Source organism: Promicromonospora kroppenstedtii DSM 19349, from assembly GCF_000515355.1.
Taxonomy (GTDB): Bacteria; Actinomycetota; Actinomycetes; order Actinomycetales; family Cellulomonadaceae; genus Promicromonospora; species Promicromonospora kroppenstedtii.
In genome coordinates this window covers 91,991-111,300 of the sequence record NZ_KI911634.1, presented here as the reverse complement: position 1 = coordinate 111,300, position 19,310 = coordinate 91,991, and the positions used below count along the sequence as shown (strand labels likewise).

Here is a 19,310-nt window from a genome sequence, read left to right as displayed (position 1 = left end):
CCCGCGGCCCCCAGCCTCACCCGCGGCCCCGCCGTCGCCGCCCGGTCGCAGGCCCAGGCACACCCGTACACGCCCGGCTCCACGGTCTTCGGCCTGGCCCCGGAGGCCACGAGCAGCCCCGAGTGGGCGGCATGGGCCAACGGAGTCGCCGTCCGCGAGCTCGACTTCCACGACACCTTCCTCGCGGCCGAGTACTCCCACCCGGGCGACAACATCCCGCCGATCCTGGCGGTGGCGCAGCACGCGGGCCGCTCGGGCCGGGAGCTCGTGCGGGGCATCGTGACCGGCTACGAGATCCAGGTGGACCTGGTCCGCGCGATCAGCCTGCACAAGCACAAGATCGACCACGTGGCGCACCTCGGGCCTTCGGCGGCGGCCGGCATCGGCACGCTGCTCGGGCTGGACACCGAGACGGTGTTCCAGGCGATCGGCCAGGCCCTGCACACCACGACCGCCACGCGGCAGAGCCGCAAGGGCCAGATCTCCACGTGGAAGGCGCACGCGCCGGCCTTCGCGGGCAAGCTCGCGGTCGAGGCCGTGGACCGCGCGATGCGCGGCCAGACCTCCCCCGAGCCCATCTACGAGGGCGAGGACGGCGTGGTCGCCTGGCTCCTGGACGGGCCGGACGCCGCCTACGACGTCGTGCTGCCCGCCGCCGGCGAGGCCCGCACCGGCATCCTCGACACGTACACCAAGGAGCACTCCGCGGAGTACCAGGCGCAGGCGATCATCGACATGGCCCGCGCGCTGGGCAACGAGCGGCCGGAGCTGCGGGACCCCAGGAACATCCAGGGCATCGTGCTGCACACCAGCCACCACACCCACTACGTCATCGGCTCGGGCGCGAACGACCCGCAGAAGTACGACCCGACGGCGTCGCGCGAGACGCTCGACCACTCGGTGCCGTACATCTTCACGGTCGCGCTGCAGGACGGTGGCTGGCACCACGTGGACTCCTACGCTCCCGAGCGCGCGCAGCGCCCCGACACGGTCGAGCTGTGGCGCAAGGTCACCACTGCCGAGGACCCGGAGTGGACGCGCCGCTACCACTCGACCGACCCCGCGGAGAAGGCGTTCGGTGGCCGCGTGGAGATCACGCTCACCAGCGGCGAGACGGTGACCCGCGAGATCGCCGTCGCAGACGCCCACCCGCTGGGCGCCCGCCCGTTCGCCCGCGCGAACTACGTGGGCAAGTTCCGGACGCTCGCCGCAGGAATCCTGACGGACGCCGAGATCGAGCGCTTCCTCGACCTGGCCGAGCGGCTGCCCGAGCTCACGCCCGCCGAGGTTCGGGAGCTCACGATCATCGCGGCCCCCGGCCTGCTGGAGACCGTCAAGTCCCCGACGGGCCTGTTCGAGCTGGGGCGTGCCTGATGCTCTACTCGCACCTCACCCCCGCCGCGAAGCGCCGCGCCTTCCGCGAGGCCCTCGCCGGGCCGGACCTGCTGCGGCTCCCGGGCGCGTTCAACCCGCTGAGCGCCAAGCTCATCCAGGACAAGGGGTTCGACGGCGTCTACGTCTCCGGCGCGGTGCTGTCCGCCGACCTCGGCCTGCCCGACATCGGCCTGACCACGCTCACCGAGGTGGCCGGCCGGTCCGCACAGATCGCCCGGGTCACCGACCTGCCCGTGCTCGCCGACGCCGATACCGGGTTCGGCGAGCCCATGAACGTGGCCCGCACGGTCCAGACCATGGAGGACGCCGGCGTGGCCGGCATCCACATCGAGGACCAGGTCAACCCCAAGCGATGCGGCCACCTCGACGGCAAGGAGGTGGTCGGGCTCGGCGACGCCGTCCGGCGCATCCGGGCCGCCGTCGACGGCCGCCGCGACCCCGACTTCCTCATCATGGCGCGCACCGACGTGCGCGGCACCGAGCCGGGCGAGCGCGGGCTCAGGCTCGCGATCGACCGGGCGAAGGCCCTGGCCGACGCCGGGGCGGACGCGATCTTCCCCGAGGCCATGAAGGACCTCGCCGAGTTCGAGGCCGTCGCCTCGGCCCTCGACGTACCGGTGCTGGCCAACATGACCGAGTTCGGCAAGTCCGAGCTCTTCACGGCGAAGCAGCTGCACGATGCCGGGGCGCGGCTCGTGATCTACCCCGTCACCCTGCTGCGCATCGCGATGGGCGCTGCCGAACGGGCGCTGGACCAGATCGCGGCGTCGGGCACCCAGGCGGACCTGGTTCCCGAGATGCAGACCCGCGCGCGCCTGTACGAGCTGACCGACTACGCGGCCTACAACCACTTCGACTCGAACGTCTTCACCTACCAGCCCTGACTGAGTCTCGACACGAAGGAGTGCTCATGACCGAGACCACGGAGATCCGAAAGGGTCTGGCCGGCGTCGTCGCTGACACGTCGGCCATCTCGAAGGTCAACCCGGACACCAACTCGCTGCTGTACCGGGGCTACCCGGTACAGGAGCTGGCCGCGAAGAAGTCCTTCGAGGAGGTCGCCTACCTGCTGTGGCACGGCGAGCTGCCGACCCCCGCCCAGCTCACCGAGCAGACGGCGGCCGAGCGGGTGCACCGCGAGCTGCCGGACAACATCCGCGACGCGATCCTCGAGCTGCCCACCGACTGCCACCCCATGGACGTGTGCCGCACCGCGGTGTCGATCCTGGGCGCGCACGACCCACAGGCCGAGGACTCGTCGCCCGAGGCGGAGCTCGCCAAGGCGCTGCGGCTGTGGGCGGTCCTGCCCGCCGTGGTCGCGCTCGACCAGCGCCGTCGTCGGGGCCAGGAGATCGTGCACCCGCGCGAGGACCTCGGTTACTCCGCCAACTTCCTCTGGATGACGTTCGGGGAGGAAGCCGAACCCGCCGTCGTGCAGGCGTTCGAGGCCTCGATGGTGCTGTACGCCGAGCACTCGTTCAACGCGTCCACGTTCACCGCGCGCGTCATCACCTCGACGCTCGCCGACCTGCACTCGGCGGTCACGGGCGCCATCGGCGCCCTCAAGGGCCCGCTGCACGGCGGCGCGAACGAGGCCGTGCAGGCCACCTTCGAGGAGATCGGCACGGCCGACAAGGCAGAGGCCTGGCTCGAGGACGCGCTCGCGCAGAAGAAGAAGATCATGGGGTTCGGCCACCGGGTCTACAAGAACGGCGACTCCCGCGTGCCGACCATGCGGGCCGTGCTCGGCGACCTCGCCGCGCACTACGGCGACTCCGCGGTGATCGAGCTGTACGACACCCTTGAGAACGCCATGGTCAGCCGCAAGAACATCAAGCCCAACCTGGACTACCCCGCCGGGCCGGCGTACCACCTGATCGGGTTCGACACGAACATCTTCACGCCGCTGTTCGTGGCCTCCCGGATCACGGGGTGGACCGCACACATCATGGAGCAGCGGGCCGCCAACTCGCTGATCCGGCCGGTGTGCGAGTACGTCGGACCGGAGCAGCGCGAGGTTCCCTGACCGGTTCCCAGGACGCCCGTTCCGAACTCCCAGGTGGCACCCCTAGGATTTATGGACGGGCGTCCTACTTCGTGCTGGGCAAAGCCGACATCCCGCATGAGGCGGACGATCGCGTCGGGCTGCACGCCACGCGGACGCCACGAGAGACACCGATGACCCGGCAATCTCGTGACATTGAGGCAGACTGAGAGGTGGAAAAGACTGATGGACGAAAGTCCCCGACACGTGAGGACACCACTGGTGGACGACGAAGTCGTACTCTCTGCCCCCCTCTTCGCGGACATGGAAGGCGAGGAGACGCACGCGCTCTTCGAGTCCATGGTGCCCGTGGAGCTGGTCCGGGGTGACGTGCTCTTCCGCGAGGGCGAACCGGGCGACCGGCTGTATGTCATCGCGCAGGGCAAGATCAAGCTGGGTCGCCGGTCGAGTGACGGCCGCGAGAACCTGCTGTCGATCCTGGGCCCGGGCGAGATGTTCGGTGAGCTGTCCCTGTTCGACCCGGGCCCCCGCACGGCGTCGGCCTCGTCCGTCTCGGACTCGGTGGTCTACGAGCTGCGTCACGACTCGCTCGTGAAGTGGATCGCGGATCACCCGGGTGTCGCGACCCAGCTGCTGGGCGCGCTCGCGCGCCGGCTGCGCCGCACCAACGAGACCCTCGCGGACCTGGTGTTCTCCGACGTCCCCGGCCGTGTCGCCAAGGCGCTGCTGGACCTGTCGACCAGGTTCGGCGAGCCCAACGACGACGGCATCCGCGTGGCGCACGACCTCACGCAGGAGGAGCTGGCGCAGCTCGTCGGTGCCTCCCGCGAGACCGTGAACAAGGCCCTGGCCGACTTCGCGACCCGCGGCTGGGTGCGCCGCGAGGGCCGCGCCGTCGTGCTGCTGGACCTCGACCGGCTGGAGCGTCGGGCGCGCTGAGGCGCGACGAACAGGAGGCCAGGTGATCCGCTCGGATCACCTGGCCTCTTTGCCGTCCGATCAGACCCCGCGTGCCGTCAGGGTCATCAGCGTCGCCTCAGGGGGGCACGCGAACCGCACCTGGGTGTACGGCGAGGTGCCGGCGCCCGCCGAGACGTGCAGCCACGTCGAGTCCTCGCCGCCCTCGCGGTCGGGGCGCGGGCCGGGCCAGCCGTGCAGGCCGGACGCGCGACCACGGTCCAGGTCGCAGTTGGTCACGAGGGCGCCGTACCACGGCAGGCACAGCTGCCCACCGTGGGTGTGGCCCGCGATGATCGCGTCGACGTCGTCGTCCTTGAGCTGGTTCAGCACCCGCTGGTACGGCGCGTGCACGACGCCGAGGCGCAGCACGGCGTCCTCCTCGCCCGGCGCCCGGCCCGGCTCGGGCATGACGTCGAGGTCGAGGTGCGGGTCGTCCATGCCGACCAGTCCGACCGTGCGCCCGTCACGTAGCTCGACGAGGCCGCGCCGGTTGTCCAGGTCGACCCAGCCGGCGTCGGTGAACGCCGTGCGGAGCGACTCGGTGGGCAGCGGAACCTTCTCGCCGCCCTCGACGCGGGCGTCCGGCAGCAGATACCGGGCCGGGTTCTTGAACGACGGCGCGTAGTAGTCGTTCGACCCCATGACGAACGCGCCGGGCACGTCCATGAGCTGGCCCAGGACGTCGAGCAGCGGGGCCAGCGCCTGCTGGTGCCCGAAGTTGTCGCCCGTGTTGATGACCAGGTCGGGCTCGAGCGCCGCCAGCGACCGGACCCAGGCCTGCTTGGTGCGCTGGCTCGGGGTCAGGTGCAGATCGGCGACGTGCAGGATCCGGATCGGCCGCTGCCCCGGGGGCAGCACCGGCACGGTCACCCGGCGCACCCGGAAGAGCTTGCTCTCCAGGTGCGCGTAGGCGATACCGGCGACGGCGATGCCCCCGGCGATCCCGAGGGCCTTGCCGACGTTACCCAGCGCCCCCATGCGGATCAGTCGTCTCCGCCGTTGTCGCCACCGCCGCCACCACCGCCGCCGTTGTCACCGCCCCTGTTGCCGTCACCGCCGGTGTCGGAGTCGCCGCCGTCGCTGTCGCCGCCGTTGTCACCGCCGCCGTTGCTCCCGCCGTCGTTGCTGTTGCTCGGCTTGGGCGTGACCGGCGCCTTGCCGACGAGATTGGGGTCGGGGGCGGGGAAGGTCGTCTTCGGCAGGCCGACCACGGCCTGGTCCATGTACCGGCGCCACGTTGGCGCGGCGATGGTACCGCCGTACATCGGGCCGACCTTGGCCGAGCTGTCGTACCAGGACATCGCCGGCAGGTACACGTTCATGTGCGGCACGTTGCCGCTGGCCTCGCCCACCCAGACCGAGGTGGAGAGCTCGGGCGTGTAGCCGGTGAACCAGCTCTGCATGGCGTCGTTCGTCGTACCGGTCTTGCCGGCCACGGGGCGGCCGTCGCCGAGGCCCGGGGACAGCGCCCAGGCCGTACCGAACGGGCTGGTCTGGAAGACCTTGGTCATGGCGTAGGCCACGGTGTTGGCGACCTCGGGCTCCAGCGTCTGCTTGCAGTCGGCCGACGGGACGTCGATCTTCTTGCCCTCGTGGTCCTTGACCTCGAGGATCGCGACGGGGTTGCAGTAGGTGCCGCCCGACGCGAAGGTCGCGAACGCGGCGGCCTGGTTGACCGGCGTCGAGGCCTGGGTGCCGAGGGTCATCGACGCCAGGACGTCGATGTCCTTCTGCTTCGGGTCGTCGATCGTGCGGAACTGCCCGACGCCCTCGTACGTCAGGCCCGACGTCATCGGCCGGAAGCCGACGTCCCAGGCCGTCTTCTGCACCTGGCAGAGATCGAGCTGCTGCGACATGCGGGCGTACACCGTGTTGAGGGACTGGAAGGTGCCCTGGAGCACGCTCACCGTCCCGCTGGCGGACCCGTCCACGTTCGACACGTTCCACGGCTGGTGCGTGAAGGCGTGGACGCAGCCGTTGGCCTTGAACTCCGTCTCGTAGGCCGAGAAGGAGTTGGCGCTGACGCGGTCCTGGAGCGTGTGCCCGCTGCGCAGCCATTCGGCGAGCACGAACGGCTTGAAGTTGGAGCCCACCTGGAACCCGCGTGAGTTGCCGTGGTTGTAGTCCGCGGAGTAGTTCTGCGCGGTCGTGCGGGGGCCGGCCTCGGACCGTGCGTCGTACGGCACGTTCTGCGCCATCGCCTTGATCTGACCGGTGCCCGGCTCGACCGAGGTGACCGCGGCCTCGAGGTCGTAGGCGTTGTCGGCCGGAACCGCCTCGCGGATCGTCTTCGCGGCAGCCTTCTGCATCTTGACGTCCATGGTGGTGACGATCCGGAGGCCGCCGCGGTACAGCAGGTCGTACCGGTCGTCACGGGTCTCCCCGAACTCGGGGTTCGCCATGATCTCCTTGATCACGTAGTCGCAGAAGAAGGCCGCGCCGCCCGCCGAGTCGCAGCCGACGTCGATGGGCTGGACGTCGAGCGTGTCCGCGAGCTTGGTGGCCATCGCCTCGTCGCGCTCGGCGGTGGAGATGTAGCCCAGCTGCCACATCTTGCCGATCACGAGGTTGCGGCGCACCTCTGCGTCCTCGGGGTTGGCCACTGGGTCGAACTGGCTCGGCGCCTTGGTGATGCCGGCGATCGTCGCTGCCTCGACGACCGACAGATCCTTCGAGGACTTGTTGAAGTAGTGCTGCGAGGCTGTCTCGACGCCGTACACGCTCGTGCCGAACTGCGCGATGTTGAGGTAGCCCTGGAGGATGTCGTCCTTGGACATCTCCTTCTCGATGGCGATCGCGAGCTTCGCCTCGCGCAGCTTTCGGGTGAGCGAGCTCTCGCGGGCCTCCAGCACGCCGAACGTGTCGCCCGCCCGGAGGGACTCCTCGATCAGCACGTTCTTCACGTACTGCTGCGTCAGCGTCGACGCGCCCTGGGTGTCACCGCCGCCGAAGTTCTGCAGCGCGGCACGCGAGATGCCCTCGGGGTCCACGCCGCCGTGCGTGTAGAACCGCTCGTCCTCGATGGCGATGACGGCGTTCTTCATGTGGTCGGAGACCTTGTCGAGCGGCACGACGATGCGGTTCTGCGCGTAGAACGTCGCCAGCTTCGTCTTGCCGTCGGCCGCGTAGATCTGCGACTGCTCCGACAGGGGCCCCGGCACAAGCTCGGCGGGCACCTCCTCGAACACCTCGACCCCGGTGTCGACCGCGGTGTCCATGCCGGACGCCAGCGGGATCACCAGCCCGGCCGCGATCACACCACCGGCACCAGCCCAGAGCACGAATGCGAGAAGGAGTCCGATGAGCTGAGCCGCGGGTATGGTCCGAGTGATCCGGCGCGGCTCGCGAGGGTTCGCCATGGCCATGCGCCCAGGTTACGGGGTGCCACTGACGGGGCACGCCGAAAACCGACCCGACCGGTGTGCAGGTCTCGTGCGGAATCGCCGTCGCCGATCGCGGGCTAGCATCGTCGGCATGGCAACGAAGTGGGAGTACGCGACGATCCCCCTCCTCATTCACAACACCAAGGCGATCCTCGATCAATGGGGCTCGGACGGCTGGGAGCTCGTGCAGGTGGTCCCCGGACCCGACGGCACCGGGCTCGTCGCCTACCTGAAGCGCCCCACGGGCGGTGACGCATGAACCACGAGCAGCGGCTCGCCGAGCTGGGCATCACGCTCCCCGAGGTGGCGGCCCCGGTCGCCGCGTACGTGCCGGCCGTCCAGACGGGCCGCTACGTCTACACGTCCGGCCAGCTCCCCTTCGCTGAGGGCACGCTGCAGGCCACCGGCAAGGTCGGTGAGGGCGAGGGCCTGGTCTCCCCCGACGCCGCCGCGGACTACGCCCGCACCTGCGCCCTGAACGCGCTGGCGGCCGTCCGGTCGATCACCGGCTCGCTCGACTCGATCTCCCGGATCGTCAAGGTCGTGGGCTTCGTCGCGAGCGACCCGTCGTTCACGGGCCAGCCCGGCGTCATCAACGGCGCCTCCACCGTGCTCGGCGAGATCTTCGGCGACGCCGGTCTGCACGCGCGCTCCGCGGTCGGCGTGGCGGTCCTCCCGATGGACTCGCCGGTCGAGGTCGAGCTCGTCGTCGAGCTCGCGTAACGCCCTTGCGGGTGGCCCGGAACGGGCGTGATCGGAGCCACTACGGATTCGGTTTCCGTTCCGGGCCATGCGTCGGCTATTCTGAGCAGGCTTCCGCGGAAGGGCTTCGTGCCCGATGCGCGGTGGACTCCATCGGGGTGTGGCGCAGCTTGGTAGCGCGCTTCGTTCGGGACGAAGAGGTCGCAGGTTCAAATCCTGTCACCCCGACCATGTGAAAGGCCCTCCGGCCAGCAGAAATGCTGAATCGGAGGGTCTTTTTCGCGCGTCTGGCGAGTCCTGCGCCCAACCCACCAGGCGGACCAACCGAGGGACGGGCAGACGCCGAACTACGTGGGCACTTCTCCTTCGAGGCCTAAGTTTCTTCGCTCTGGGACGACCTCAAGCGAAGAAACTTAGGCCTCCAAGGCGAGGCGCCTTCGTCGGGTGTCGGGCGGGCCGACGTCGTCCAGTGGCACCTCGTGCGGCGGGTCGCGCGTCGCGGCTGTGGACAGACTGCCCGCATCCATCTCGGGTGCAAGACTGATCGCCTACCCAGGAGTCCGAGCCCAGGAGGCGTCCGATGAACCCGTACGTTCTGATCGGTGGTGGACTGACGACCGCCCGCGCCGCGGAAGCGCTGCGCAAGGAGGGGTACCGCGGCGATCTCGTGGTCGTCACGAGCGAGCCCCACCACCCGTACGAGCGCCCGCCCCTGAGCAAGGACTACCTGCGGGGCGAGGCCGAGCGCGACGCCGTCTTCCCGTTGGACCAGGCCTGGTACCGCGAGCACGAGGTCACCGTCCGCACCAACGAGACCGTGGTGGGGCTGAACCCGGACGCGCACACCCTGACACTCTCCGACGGCGCCACCCTCCCCTTCGCGAAGCTGCTCCTCGCCCCCGGCTCCACGCCGCGGCCGCTCGACGTCACCGGCACGGACCTCGCCGGCGTGCACTACCTCCGCACCATCGACGACTCCGACCGCATCTCCAGCATGCTGCTCGAGGCGTCGCTGGAGGGTGTCGGCCGAATCGCCGTCGTCGGCGACGGCTGGATCGGGCTCGAGGTCGCGGCGTCGGCCCGGACCCTCGGGCTGGACGTCACGATCGTCGGCCGCGGGACGCACCCCCTGGGCCGCGTGCTCGGACCCGAGATGGGCGACTTCTACGCGGGCGTGCACGCCGACCACGACGTGCGCCTGCTACGCCGCACCTCCGTCACCGGGCTGCAGGGAGCGGAGGGCCGCGTCACCGGCGTCGACCTGTCGGACGGGACCCGGATCGGGGCCGACGTCGTGGTGGTCGGCGTCGGCGCCACGCCGAACATCGGGCTCGCGGAGGTCGCCGGGCTGGACCTGCGGCCCGCCTCGGAGGGCGGCGGCATCGTCGTGGACGGCACGCTCGCGACGTCGCACCCCGACATCTTCGCGGCGGGCGACGTCGCCAGCATCCCCTCACCCCACTACGGGCGCCCCCTGCGGGTGGAGCACTGGGCGACGGCGGAGCGGACCGGTGCCCACGCCGGGCGCGCGATGCTCGGCGCCACCGAGCCGTTCGACCGGCTGCCCTACTTCTACAGCGACCAGTACGACGTCGGCATGGAGTACACCGGCTGGGTTGACGTGCCGGGCGGGTACGACGACGTGGTGGTCTCCGGCGACCTGAACGCCCGCGAGTTCGTGGCGTTCTGGCTGCTCGACGGTCAGGTCGTGGCCGGGATGGCCGTCAACGTGTGGGAACAGATGGACCGTGTGGAGGAACTGATCAGGTCTCGGAGGAAGGTTCCGCGCGAGGAGCTCGACGCCTTCGTGAGCTGACGCCCGGTGGGACGATCGCGGGGTGCCGCCACTCCACCGGGTCCTGTCGCTCGCCGTCGTCTCCGTGCTGGCCCTGGCCGGATGCACGCCGTCCGCCGACGTACCGCCCGTCGAGGTGACCTCGGCGGCCGACGCCGTCCGTGAGCTTCCGGGCGTCGACGACGTCGCGGTCACCCGGACTCCCCGCGGAGCCGAGCCGGTCCAGGGCAACTTCGGGCAGCGGAGCGAGCCGGCGCCGAGCACCGTGAGCGTCGAGGTCGCCCTGACGGGGACGCTCGAACCCCGCGCCGCGGGCGAGGCCGCCGGGGAGGCCCACCGCCTCCTGGTCGCCGCTGCGGGACGGGTGGACGACCGGGAGAACATCACCATGGCGTCGAGCTTCGTCGGCGGTCCAGGGCTCGGTGTCAGCGCCGGACCGGCCACGACCTCGGAGGTCGTGGCCGATGCCGTGGAGGACGGCTTCGGCCTCCTCGCGGCGGGAGCCACCACCGTGGACCTCAGCCTCGGCGGCCGTGGCGACGGTTCATGGGACGACGACCCGCTCGCCGCGACCGCCCACGTGTCCGCCGCGACCCGCGACGACTTCCTCGAGATCGCCCGCGCAGCAGAGGAGCTGGACCGCGGCGTCGAGCTCCAGGCTCCCGGTGTCCTCTACCGGGCGGCGACCCGCGTGCCCGACGTCGACGCCGTCCGGCTGCTCGTCGCCGCGGCAGCCCGGCCCGGCGTCGTGGACGCCACCTACCTCGCCCAGGAGCAGCGGATCACGCTCCAGTCGGAGGCCAAGGCCGGTAGCCAGGACCTCGCCGATCTGCGGCGTTGGCTCGACACCCAGGACTACGCGACGGCGGACCACCCGGTCGCCTACACGGTCATGGATGCCGCGTACGCCGAGACGACCGGCTGGGTGTCCGGCGTGGAACCCGCCGGGTATGCGCCCCACACCCTCGACCCGTTCGGCGACGCCGAGCCGTGGCTCGAGGACCCCAGCGCCCCCGACTGCACCGGCCCGGACCTGGCAGTCACGTTCGGCGCCGTGGACTCGGCGGCAGGCACCCGCGGCGGGTCGGTCCGGGCGACCAACGTGTCGGGCGGTCCGTGCGCCGTCGAGAACGTGCCCGACCTCGTCTTCGAGAACGAGGTCGGGCAGCCCCAGAAGGACGTCACGATCGAACCGTACGAGCCCGGCGTCATGCCCGGCCGCGTGGTCGTGCCCGACGGCGGGACGGTGCTCGCCCCGCTGCTCTGGCACGCCATGTCCACGGCGAACGACCCGGACACCACCACGACGATCGAGGTCACCGCGGTGCCGGGCGCCGAGCCGGTGCCGCTCGACGTCACGACGGACGGCACCCCCGCGACGGGTCTCGACGTGCTCGACGGCGCGGAGGTCCGGGTCGGGCCGTGGACGCAGGGCGACTGAGCAGTCAGGCGCCACACGCCTCCTGCAGCGCCGCGCCGAGCTGTTCGCCGTCCTTGCCGCCGCCGACGTAGAGCGTGCCGGGAAGCCGGATCGACGTCTCACGCGCCACGCCGAGCGTCCGCAGCGTCACGGGTACCTCGTCGAACTCGTACCAGACGGTAGAGGCGTCCTGGGCGCTGTACCGCTGCGGGTCCACGATCCACATCGTGGCCCCCCGCCCCGGCGGCAGCACGACCGTGCCGGAGGCGCCGGCGGGCGCGGCGCCATCGGCGGACGAGACCGTGGTGTCGTCCGCCGGATCATCGCTCGGCGCCTCGAACCGGAACACCTCGGGATCGGAGCTGATCACCGTGACCGGCCACCGCGACGGGTTGCGCACCGTCTGCCCTACGACCACGTCGTCGCTGGTGCCGTACACGGCCAGAGCCATCCGGGGAAGGCAGTCCGGGAACGCCATGCCTCCACTCAGGGTGGCGCCCTCCGCCACGATCCGGGCGTTGCGGGCCGCGTACTGCCACCCGCCGATGCCCGCGACCAGCGCCACCACGACCACCGCACCCACGACCCAGGCGGTCCGCCCCCGACGCCGTCGCTCAGACTCCGTCGTCCCCGCCGCCACATCCACCATCCGCCCAGGATAGGCGGCAAGACGAGACCGGCCGGGCCACAGGGCCCGGCCGGTCTCGTGCGAGGTCAGCCCCGCCGCTCGCGCACGGCCTTTGCCAGGTCGCGGAGCAGGTCCTCCGTGGTCTCCCAGTCCATGCACTTGTCCGTGACCGACTGGCCGTAGACGAGCTCCGACAGCGGGCCGGGCTGCTGCGCCCCGGCCTCCAGGAAGCTCTCCATCATGAGGCCCGTGATGCCGTGCTCGCCGTCCGCGATGCGGTTGGCGATCTCGTGCACGACGCCGGCCTGGCGCACGTGGTCCTTGCCCGAGTTGGCGTGGCTCGCGTCGACGATCACGCCGGTCTCGACGGCCCCGCCGAGGCCGGAGCCGCGCGTCACGCGCAGGGCGGCGGCGACGTCCTCCTGCGAGTAGTTGGGGCCGGAGCGGCCGCCACGCAGGATCACGTGGCAGTCGGGGTTGCCGGTCGTCTCGACGGCGGCGGCGCGGCCCTCGGCGTCGGCCCCGAAGAAGGTGTGCTCGCTGGCGGCGGTGATGCAGCCGTCCACGGCGATCTGCACGTCGCCGTCGGTCGCGTTCTTGAACCCGACCGGCATCGACAGGCCCGAGGCGAGCTGGCGGTGCACCTGCGACTCCACGTTGCGGGCACCGATGGCGCCCCAGGTCACGGCGTCAGCGATGTACTGCGGGCTGGTGGGCTCCAGGAACTCGGTCGCGGCGGGCACCCCGGCGTCGAGCACCCCGAGCAGCACCTCGCGAGCCAGGTTCAGGCCGTGCCGCACGTCGTGCGAGCCGTCCAGGTGCGGGTCGTTGATCAGACCCTTCCAGCCCACGGTGGTGCGCGGCTTCTCGAAGTACACGCGCATCACGACGACGAGGTCGTCGGAGAGCTCGCGTCGGAGCGTGGCGAGCCGTCCGGCGTACTCCAGCGCGGCGGCCGGGTCGTGCACCGAGCACGGGCCGACGATCGTCAGGAGACGGTCGTCCTCGCCGGTCAGGACGTCACGCACCTCGCGGCGGGACGTGGTGACGAGGTCGCTGCGGGCCGTGCCGAGCGGCATCGACTCCAGCAGGCCGCGCGGGGCGGGCAGCGGGTCGAGAGCGCGGATGCGCAGGTCGGAGGTGCGGGTACCGAGGTCGGTCGTCGCCTCGGTGCTGGGTTCCGCAGGGGTGATGCTCATCGGGATCGGGGCTCCAAGTTGGCGGGTCTGGTTCGAGGAACCGGACGGCCCGCCACCGACTCCTGTCCGGAGCGGCCCGTCTCGGTAAAGACGAAGGGCCTGGACGCGATCGGCGTCCCAGGCCCTGGCTCCGGGTGGAAAGTTGGTCAGGCGTGCGCCCGCCGAGCTCCACCAGGAGCCGACGTAAAGCGCCAATACCAACGGATGTCCACGGCCAAAACGGTAGCCGCAGCCCTGGCGGCTGTCCACCGGGTCTTAGGATGCGGTCGGTCACACACGTGCGTACCGCTCCACGAACGCCCGCATGATGCGCAGCGGCTCTGTGACCTCGACGGCGAGGCAGCGCTCCCGGACCGCCTCCGCCTCCTCGGGCGGGAAGTAGCCGTAGTCGCGGTAGACGGCGATCCGCTGGTCGATGCCGGGACCGTCGAGCTCGGGGTGGAACTGCGTGGCGTACAGGTTCTGCTTGATCCGGAACATCTGGACCGGGCAGCCGGCCGACGACGCGAGCAGCACGGCGTGGTCGGGCAGCTTGCGGACCGCCTCCTTGTGGCCGACGTACGCGGCGAACGACTGCGGGAGCCCGGCCAGCAGCGGGTCGTCCGCGGCGTCCGGGCCGAGCTCGATGGTCACGGGTCCCACGGGCTCGGCGTAGGTCGAGTCGATCACCGCGCCCTGGTGTGCCCCGAGGGTGCCGACGCCGTAGCAGGCGCCCAGGAACGGGAAGTCGCGCGCCACGATCTCGTCGAGCAGCCCGGACAGCTCGGCCTCGACCCGCCGCTGCGCGGGACCCTTCAGCTCCGCGGGGTCCGAGGAGTTGAAGGGTCCCCCGCCGACGAGGACGCCCGAGTAGTCGTCCAGGTCGACCGGCGGGAGCGGGTCGCGCTCGAGGCGCACCCGGTGCAGCTGCTCTGGTTCGAGGCCTCCGTAGCGGCGGAACGCCTCGTACTCACCGTCCGCGGCGAGGTCCTCCGCACGCGTCGCGAGCAGCAGAAACGGCTTCATGACACGAGCGTAGGGGACCCCTGACCTGCGGTCACGTCCAGCGGAAGAGCTTGACGCCGAGCGGGAACAGCACCACGGTCCAGCCGACCAGCACGAGCACCTGGGCCAGCGGGAACCCGTCGGTGCCGAACCAGCCCACGGTGAGCCCCTGGGCCGCCGCGCCGAGCGGCAGGTAGAGGCCGATCGTCTCCATCCAGTCCGGCATGACGGACAGCGGGACCCACACGCCGGAGAACATCAGGGACGGGAAGTAGAGCAGCATGCCCAGCCCGGACGCCGTCGCGCCCTTCTCGGCCCGCGCCGCGACGAGCAGCCCGAGCGAGAACATGGCGGACGTCGACAGCACGAGCACGAGCAGGACCGTCAGCGGATCGGCCGCGAACGGGACCCCCAGCACCACCATGCTGCCGACCACGGCCGCGCACGTGGAGACGATGAGCGCCAGGACGTTGATCACCAGGTGCGCACCGATCAGGTTCTGCGGCGGCATCGGCGTGGTCGAGAGCCGCTTGAGGATGCCCTTCTCGCGGAAGGTCGCGAACTGCACCGGCATGGTGGTCAGCGCGATGGTCCCCACCGCGAGCGCGATGATCGTGGGCAGGTAGCTGGTCACGCCGGGCGCCTCGTTCCAGGGCGGCGGCGCGTCGGTCATCGGCTTCGAGAAGTCGGGGATCGCCAGCCCGAGGCCGAGCAGCAGCAGGCTGGGGAAGACGAGCGCGAAGAAGACCGCTGCCGGGTCGCGCAGCCAGACCTTGAGCTCCGTGGCGAACAGCTTCCCGAACCCCCGGGCCTTGATCCCGGCCCGCGGGGCGACAGTGGTCTCGACGGCGGTCATGCCGCCACCTCCTCGTTCTCCTCAGCCCGGTAAGCACGACCGGTGACCTGCACGAACACGTCCTCCAGGGTGCGCTCGACGGTCCGCACGTCGTCGGGGACGACGTCGGCGGCCGCGAGCGCCTGCACGACGGCGAACAGCACCTTGCGGGTGCCGGTCACCTCGATCTCGTCCCCGGCCGGGACGACGCCGACGACGTCGGGGTCCCGCTCGGAGAGCGCGGTGAGCAGCTGGGCCGCGCGGGAGCGGGCGGCGTCGTCGGCGAAACGGAGGCGGACGCCGCGGTGCCCCTCGAGGCCCTCGATGAGGGCGGCGGGCGTGCCCTCGGCGACGACGCGGCCGGCGTCGATGACGACGAGCCGGTCGCAGAGCCGTTCGGCCTCGTCCATGAAGTGGGTGACCAGCAGCACGGTGACGCCCGAGTCGCGGACCCGTTCGACGAGGTCCCAGGTGGCGCGCCGTGCCGCGGGGTCGAGGCCGGTGGTGAGCTCGTCGAGGATCGCCACCTGCGGCCGGCCCACCAGGGCGAGCGCGATGGAGAGCCGCTGCTTCTGGCCCCCGGAGAGCTTGCCGAACTGCTGGTCGCGGTGGGCGGTCAGGTCGAGCAGGTCGAGGAGCTCGGCCGAGTCCGCCCGCTGCGGGTAGAAGGATCCGAAGACGTCGAGCGCCTCGCCGACGGTGATCTTGTCGTGCAGGGCGGCCTCCTGGAGCTGCACGCCCACGTGCTCGCGGACGGCGGTGGGGTCGGCCTGGGGGTCGTGGCCCAGCACCCGGATGGTGCCGCCGTCGGCGTGCCGCAGCCCGGCGAGGCACTCGACGGTGGTGGTCTTCCCGGCCCCGTTGGGTCCGAGGATCCCGAAGATCTCGCCGCGGGCCACCTGGAAGGACACGTCGGCGACGGCTGTCTTGGGGGCGGCACCGCGGCCGGCGCCGGGATAGGTCTTGCGGAGGTTGCGGACTTCGACGACTGGGGACGTCATGGTCGCTCCTTCAAGATCGTGGGGGTGGTCAGGCGGGACGTACCGGGACGGTGCGCAGCAGCGCGCGGAGCACGACCGCGGCGATCACGACCGCGAGGGCGGAACCGCCGAGGCCGATCAGCATGGTTGCGAGGCCCTCGCCCGGCGGTACCTCGGCGTGGTCGAGGTCGGGCACGAGCTGGACGTTGGCGATGGCGCCGATGACACCGGTCCGGGTGGCGACGTCGGTGAGCACGGCGGGCAGGGCGAGCGGGACGATCAGGAGCGTGCCCCAGGCCCCGGCGTGGCTGAAGCCGGTGCCGATGCAGGCGCCCACCAGGATGTACGTGACGAGCACCAGGCCCTCGGCGACGGCGGTGCCGAGCACGGCCAGGGGCGAGTCGAAGGGCAGCGCGCCGAGGCGGCGCCAGCTCATGCCCAGCGACGTGCTCAGCAGTCGTTCGCCGAGCAGCGCGAGCGTGGTCACGACGCCGAGGACGCCGCCGACGACGAGCGCGCCGCGCAGCACGCCGTCGAACAGGGACCGGCGGCTGCCGCCGGCGGAGACGTGCATCGCCAGGATCCCGGAGGGGACCATGACGCCGAGCGCGATCATGGGCCAGCGCGCCGCGCCGAGCGTCGCATCGAGCGCGCTGATCTCCAGGTCGTTGCCGGCCGCTGCGTTGCCGACGCTGATCCCCACGGCGTACAGCGCGTAGACGCCCCAGAACCAGATGCCGATGGTGAGGCCCGAGACGCGGAGCCTCCGGGCCACGCCGGCGACGCCCCGCAGGTGCGCGGACCGGGCGAGCCGGCTGCGGCTCATCGCGGTCTCCTCGATGGTCGGTGTTGTCATCGTCGTCCTCCTCAGAGGGATGGCCGCAGGTGGACGGTTCGGACAGGCGTGCTGAACAGCCAGGCCGCCAGGGCGACCGCGACGGCGCCACCCGCCAGCCCGAGCAGGACGCCGGGCAGGTTCTCCGGGCCCACGACCAGAGCGGTGACGCCGGTGTGGGTGGACAGGTCGGCCAGGGCCGCCGGGACGAGCGCGACGAGCAGGTAGAGGGAGCCGCGCACCACACCGAGCCGGTAGTAGCCAGCCGAGATCGCGGCGCCGGCCAGGTAGTACGTGGCGGCGACGAGCGCCTCGGACAGCACCGTGAGGGCGACACCGGCGACGCCGTCCACCGGCAGCCCGAACTCGCGGACCCAGGGCTGGTCGAGCGCGGCGAACAGCGCGCGCTCGCCGAGCAGGTAGAACGCCGTGACGAGCCCGATCAGCACGCCGCTGACGAGGGCGCCCTGGACGGTGCCGACCGCGAGGGACCGGCGGGTGCCGCCGGCCGCGACGTGCAGCCGGAGGTAGGCCGCCGGGATGATGATGCCGAGCACCAGGAGGAACCAGCGGGACGGGCCGCCCATCTGGGCGTCGAGGACGCCCTGGTCCAGGCCGGAGCCGAACCGGTCGTTGCCGACGATGACCGCGGCGGCCACGACCACGAAGATCGCCCAGTACCACGCACCGATGGTGGCGACGACGCGGACCGTGACGCCGGCCGCCCGCCGGGCGCCGCGCTGGTCGGCATCGCGCACCAGGGCAGTCGCCGCGCTCATGACGGCACGTTCCCGGAGCCAGTGAGGCGCACGAAGAGGTCCTGCACCGGCACGGAGCCGACCTCGACGCCCGCCTCGCGCGCGGCGGCCCGCTCGGTGTCCTCGAGCGCGCCCTCCAGCGTGACCTGCACGGTCGCGCCGAGCTGCTGGCGGTGCAGCACGCGGCGTCCGCCCGCGATGCGCTCGACAGCGTCCTTGGTGCCGGTGAGGCTGAACCCGCGCGCCCGCATCTCGTCGGCGGGCTCGGCCAGGAGCACCCGGCCCCGGTCGATCACGACGACGTCCTCGAACAGGCGCTCGACCTCCTCGACCAGGTGGCTGGACAGCAGGATCGTGCGGGGGTGCTCGGCGTAGTCGGCGAGGAGCTCGTCGTAGAACGCGTACCGCGTGGGGGCGTCCATGCCGAGGTAGACCTCGTCGAAGATGGTCAGCGGCGCGCGCGTGGCCAGGCCGATGCTGGCCCCGACCGCGGACCGCTTGCCGCGCGACAGCGCCGACGGCTTCTTGCGGACGTCGACCTCGAACAGGTCCAGCAGACGCTCGGCCGTCTCGGCGCTCCAGCTCGGCCGCATGTCGGCGTAGTACCTGAGCGAGGTGGAGACCTTCTCGTCGGTCATCAGGTCGCCGCTCTCGCGGACGAGCTGCGTACCGGAGGTGATCCACGGGTTCTCCCACGGGTCCTCCTGCGCGCCCTCGGGCCCGACCAGGACGCTACCGCTGGTGGGGCGGGTGAACGCCGCCAGCAGCGAAAGCATCGTCGTCTTGCCGGCACCGTTGCGGCCCAGCACTCCGGTGATGGCGCCGGGGCGGATCGTGAGCGAGGCGCCGTCGAGCGCCGTGCTCGCCTCGTCCCGGACCATGGTGCCGTTCTGCAGCACCCGGTGGCTCCTGCCGAAGTGGACGACGACGTCGTCCAGGCGGGCCCCGAAAGGTGCGGTCGTCGTCATGACTCCTCCGTCTTCTTCTTGTCGGCACCCAGGACGTAGGCGACGACGTCCTCGGTCGGGATGCCGAGGATGTCCGCCTGCTGCAGCGCGGGCGCCAGGACCTCCTCGAAGTAGCGCTTGCGGTGGTCGGCGAGCAGACGCTCCCGCGCCTGCGGCGCGACGAACATGCCCAGACCGCGGCGCTTGTAGAGCACGCCCTCCTCGACCAGACCGGCGAACGCCTTCTGGGCGGTCGCCGGGTTGATGCGGAACGTCGTCGCGAACTGTGTGGTGGACATGACCTGTTCCTCCTCCTTCAGCTCACCGGCGAGTACCTGTGCACGGATCATCTGCGCGATCTGGATGTAGATCGGCTCGGGCCCGTCGAACACCGGCTCACCCCCTCCATTGGTTCGTTACCCGACTAATGAACCATAGAACTAGATGGACGCGCAAGGGGCAGACGAAAGAGGGCGGGACGGAC

The 19,310-nt window shown here is 71.3% G+C and carries 19 protein-coding genes and 1 tRNA gene; 9 read left to right on the top strand and 11 right to left on the bottom strand.

The features are described 5' to 3' along the window. The 4 genes from PROKR_RS07000 to PROKR_RS06985 form a co-directional block, all read left to right on the top strand. A partial coding sequence (locus PROKR_RS07000; RefSeq protein ID WP_036961170.1) for an MmgE/PrpD family protein occupies window positions 1–1,374 on the top strand: 1,374 nt, incomplete at its 5' end. Continuing rightward, on the top strand, window positions 1,374–2,279 hold the full coding sequence (prpB, locus tag PROKR_RS06995) for a methylisocitrate lyase (protein WP_036961063.1): 906 nt from the start codon (window positions 1,374–1,376) through the stop codon (window positions 2,277–2,279). The genes PROKR_RS07000 and prpB, both read left to right, overlap by 1 nt. A 26-nt stretch (window positions 2,280–2,305) precedes the next feature. Next, the gene (locus PROKR_RS06990; RefSeq protein ID WP_036961061.1) at window positions 2,306–3,421 is read left to right on the top strand and encodes a bifunctional 2-methylcitrate synthase/citrate synthase; all 1,116 of its coding nucleotides are present in this window, start codon (window positions 2,306–2,308) and stop codon (window positions 3,419–3,421) included. Window positions 3,422–3,661: 240 nt separating this feature from the next. Then, window positions 3,662–4,339, top strand: coding sequence for a Crp/Fnr family transcriptional regulator (locus PROKR_RS06985; RefSeq protein WP_026366137.1), 678 nt, complete (start codon window positions 3,662–3,664; stop codon window positions 4,337–4,339). Between the two features lie 60 nt (window positions 4,340–4,399). On the opposite strand, the gene PROKR_RS06980 is transcribed toward PROKR_RS06985, so the two are convergent. Then, a complete protein-coding gene (locus PROKR_RS06980) occupies window positions 4,400–5,338 on the bottom strand; it encodes a metallophosphoesterase (protein WP_036961058.1) in 939 nt (312 codons plus the stop codon). A gap of 5 nt (window positions 5,339–5,343) precedes the next feature. After that, entirely contained in the window at window positions 5,344–7,725 is a 2,382-nt protein-coding gene (locus tag PROKR_RS06975) for a transglycosylase domain-containing protein (RefSeq protein ID WP_036961056.1), read from the bottom strand. A 109-nt stretch (window positions 7,726–7,834) separates the two neighbouring features. Here PROKR_RS06975 and sp36 point away from each other — a divergent pair, with 109 nt between their 5' ends. The 5 genes from sp36 (at window position 7,835) to PROKR_RS06955 (ending at window position 11,681) form a co-directional block, all read left to right on the top strand. After that, window positions 7,835–8,002, top strand: a complete 168-nt coding sequence (gene sp36 / locus PROKR_RS32520; protein WP_020017885.1) for a Sp36 family protein — start codon at window positions 7,835–7,837, stop codon at window positions 8,000–8,002. Beyond that, window positions 7,999–8,466, top strand: coding sequence for a RidA family protein (locus PROKR_RS06970; protein WP_036961054.1), 468 nt, complete (start codon window positions 7,999–8,001; stop codon window positions 8,464–8,466). The genes sp36 and PROKR_RS06970 overlap by 4 nt, the downstream gene beginning before the upstream one ends. A 133-nt stretch (window positions 8,467–8,599) precedes the next feature. After that, a tRNA-Pro gene (locus PROKR_RS06965) sits at window positions 8,600–8,676 on the top strand. Between the two features lie 349 nt (window positions 8,677–9,025). Then, window positions 9,026–10,261: an NAD(P)/FAD-dependent oxidoreductase gene (locus PROKR_RS06960; protein ID WP_036961052.1), complete on the top strand. Its 1,236-nt coding sequence runs from the start codon at window positions 9,026–9,028 to the stop codon at window positions 10,259–10,261. A gap of 22 nt (window positions 10,262–10,283) precedes the next feature. Continuing rightward, window positions 10,284–11,681, top strand: a complete 1,398-nt coding sequence (locus PROKR_RS06955) for a DUF4232 domain-containing protein (RefSeq protein WP_036961050.1) — start codon at window positions 10,284–10,286, stop codon at window positions 11,679–11,681. A 4-nt stretch (window positions 11,682–11,685) separates the two neighbouring features. Here PROKR_RS06955 and PROKR_RS06950 read toward each other — a convergent pair whose 3' ends face one another. From PROKR_RS06950 to PROKR_RS06910, 9 genes are all read right to left on the bottom strand, one after another. Continuing rightward, window positions 11,686–12,309: a hypothetical protein gene (locus tag PROKR_RS06950; RefSeq protein WP_169736346.1), complete on the bottom strand. Its 624-nt coding sequence runs from the start codon at window positions 12,307–12,309 to the stop codon at window positions 11,686–11,688. Window positions 12,310–12,374: 65 nt separating this feature from the next. Further along, the gene (locus tag PROKR_RS06945; RefSeq protein ID WP_036961046.1) at window positions 12,375–13,487 is read right to left on the bottom strand and encodes a 3-deoxy-7-phosphoheptulonate synthase; all 1,113 of its coding nucleotides are present in this window, start codon (window positions 13,485–13,487) and stop codon (window positions 12,375–12,377) included. A 270-nt stretch (window positions 13,488–13,757) separates the two neighbouring features. Next, window positions 13,758–14,492, bottom strand: coding sequence for a glutamine amidotransferase (locus PROKR_RS06940; RefSeq protein WP_036961044.1), 735 nt, complete (start codon window positions 14,490–14,492; stop codon window positions 13,758–13,760). Between the two features lie 31 nt (window positions 14,493–14,523). Further along, window positions 14,524–15,327, bottom strand: a complete 804-nt coding sequence (locus tag PROKR_RS06935; protein WP_036961041.1) for an ABC transporter permease — start codon at window positions 15,325–15,327, stop codon at window positions 14,524–14,526. Continuing rightward, a complete protein-coding gene (locus tag PROKR_RS06930; RefSeq protein ID WP_036961038.1) occupies window positions 15,324–16,307 on the bottom strand; it encodes an ABC transporter ATP-binding protein in 984 nt (327 codons plus the stop codon). The genes PROKR_RS06935 and PROKR_RS06930 overlap by 4 nt, the downstream gene beginning before the upstream one ends. 28 nt (window positions 16,308–16,335) lie before the next feature. Then, a complete protein-coding gene (locus PROKR_RS06925) occupies window positions 16,336–17,142 on the bottom strand; it encodes a hypothetical protein (RefSeq protein ID WP_036961035.1) in 807 nt (268 codons plus the stop codon). Window positions 17,143–17,153: 11 nt separating this feature from the next. Further along, complete coding sequence (locus PROKR_RS06920) at window positions 17,154–17,900, bottom strand: hypothetical protein (protein WP_036961033.1); 747 nt, start codon at window positions 17,898–17,900, stop codon at window positions 17,154–17,156. Continuing rightward, window positions 17,897–18,847 (bottom strand): ATP-binding cassette domain-containing protein, encoded by a 951-nt coding sequence (locus PROKR_RS06915; protein ID WP_036961030.1) that lies wholly within the window; start codon window positions 18,845–18,847, stop codon window positions 17,897–17,899. Before PROKR_RS06915 ends, PROKR_RS06920 begins: the two co-directional genes overlap by 4 nt. After that, a complete protein-coding gene (locus PROKR_RS06910; protein ID WP_036961028.1) occupies window positions 18,844–19,218 on the bottom strand; it encodes a GntR family transcriptional regulator in 375 nt (124 codons plus the stop codon). Before PROKR_RS06910 ends, PROKR_RS06915 begins: the two co-directional genes overlap by 4 nt. Between the last annotated feature and the right edge of the window lie 92 nt (window positions 19,219–19,310).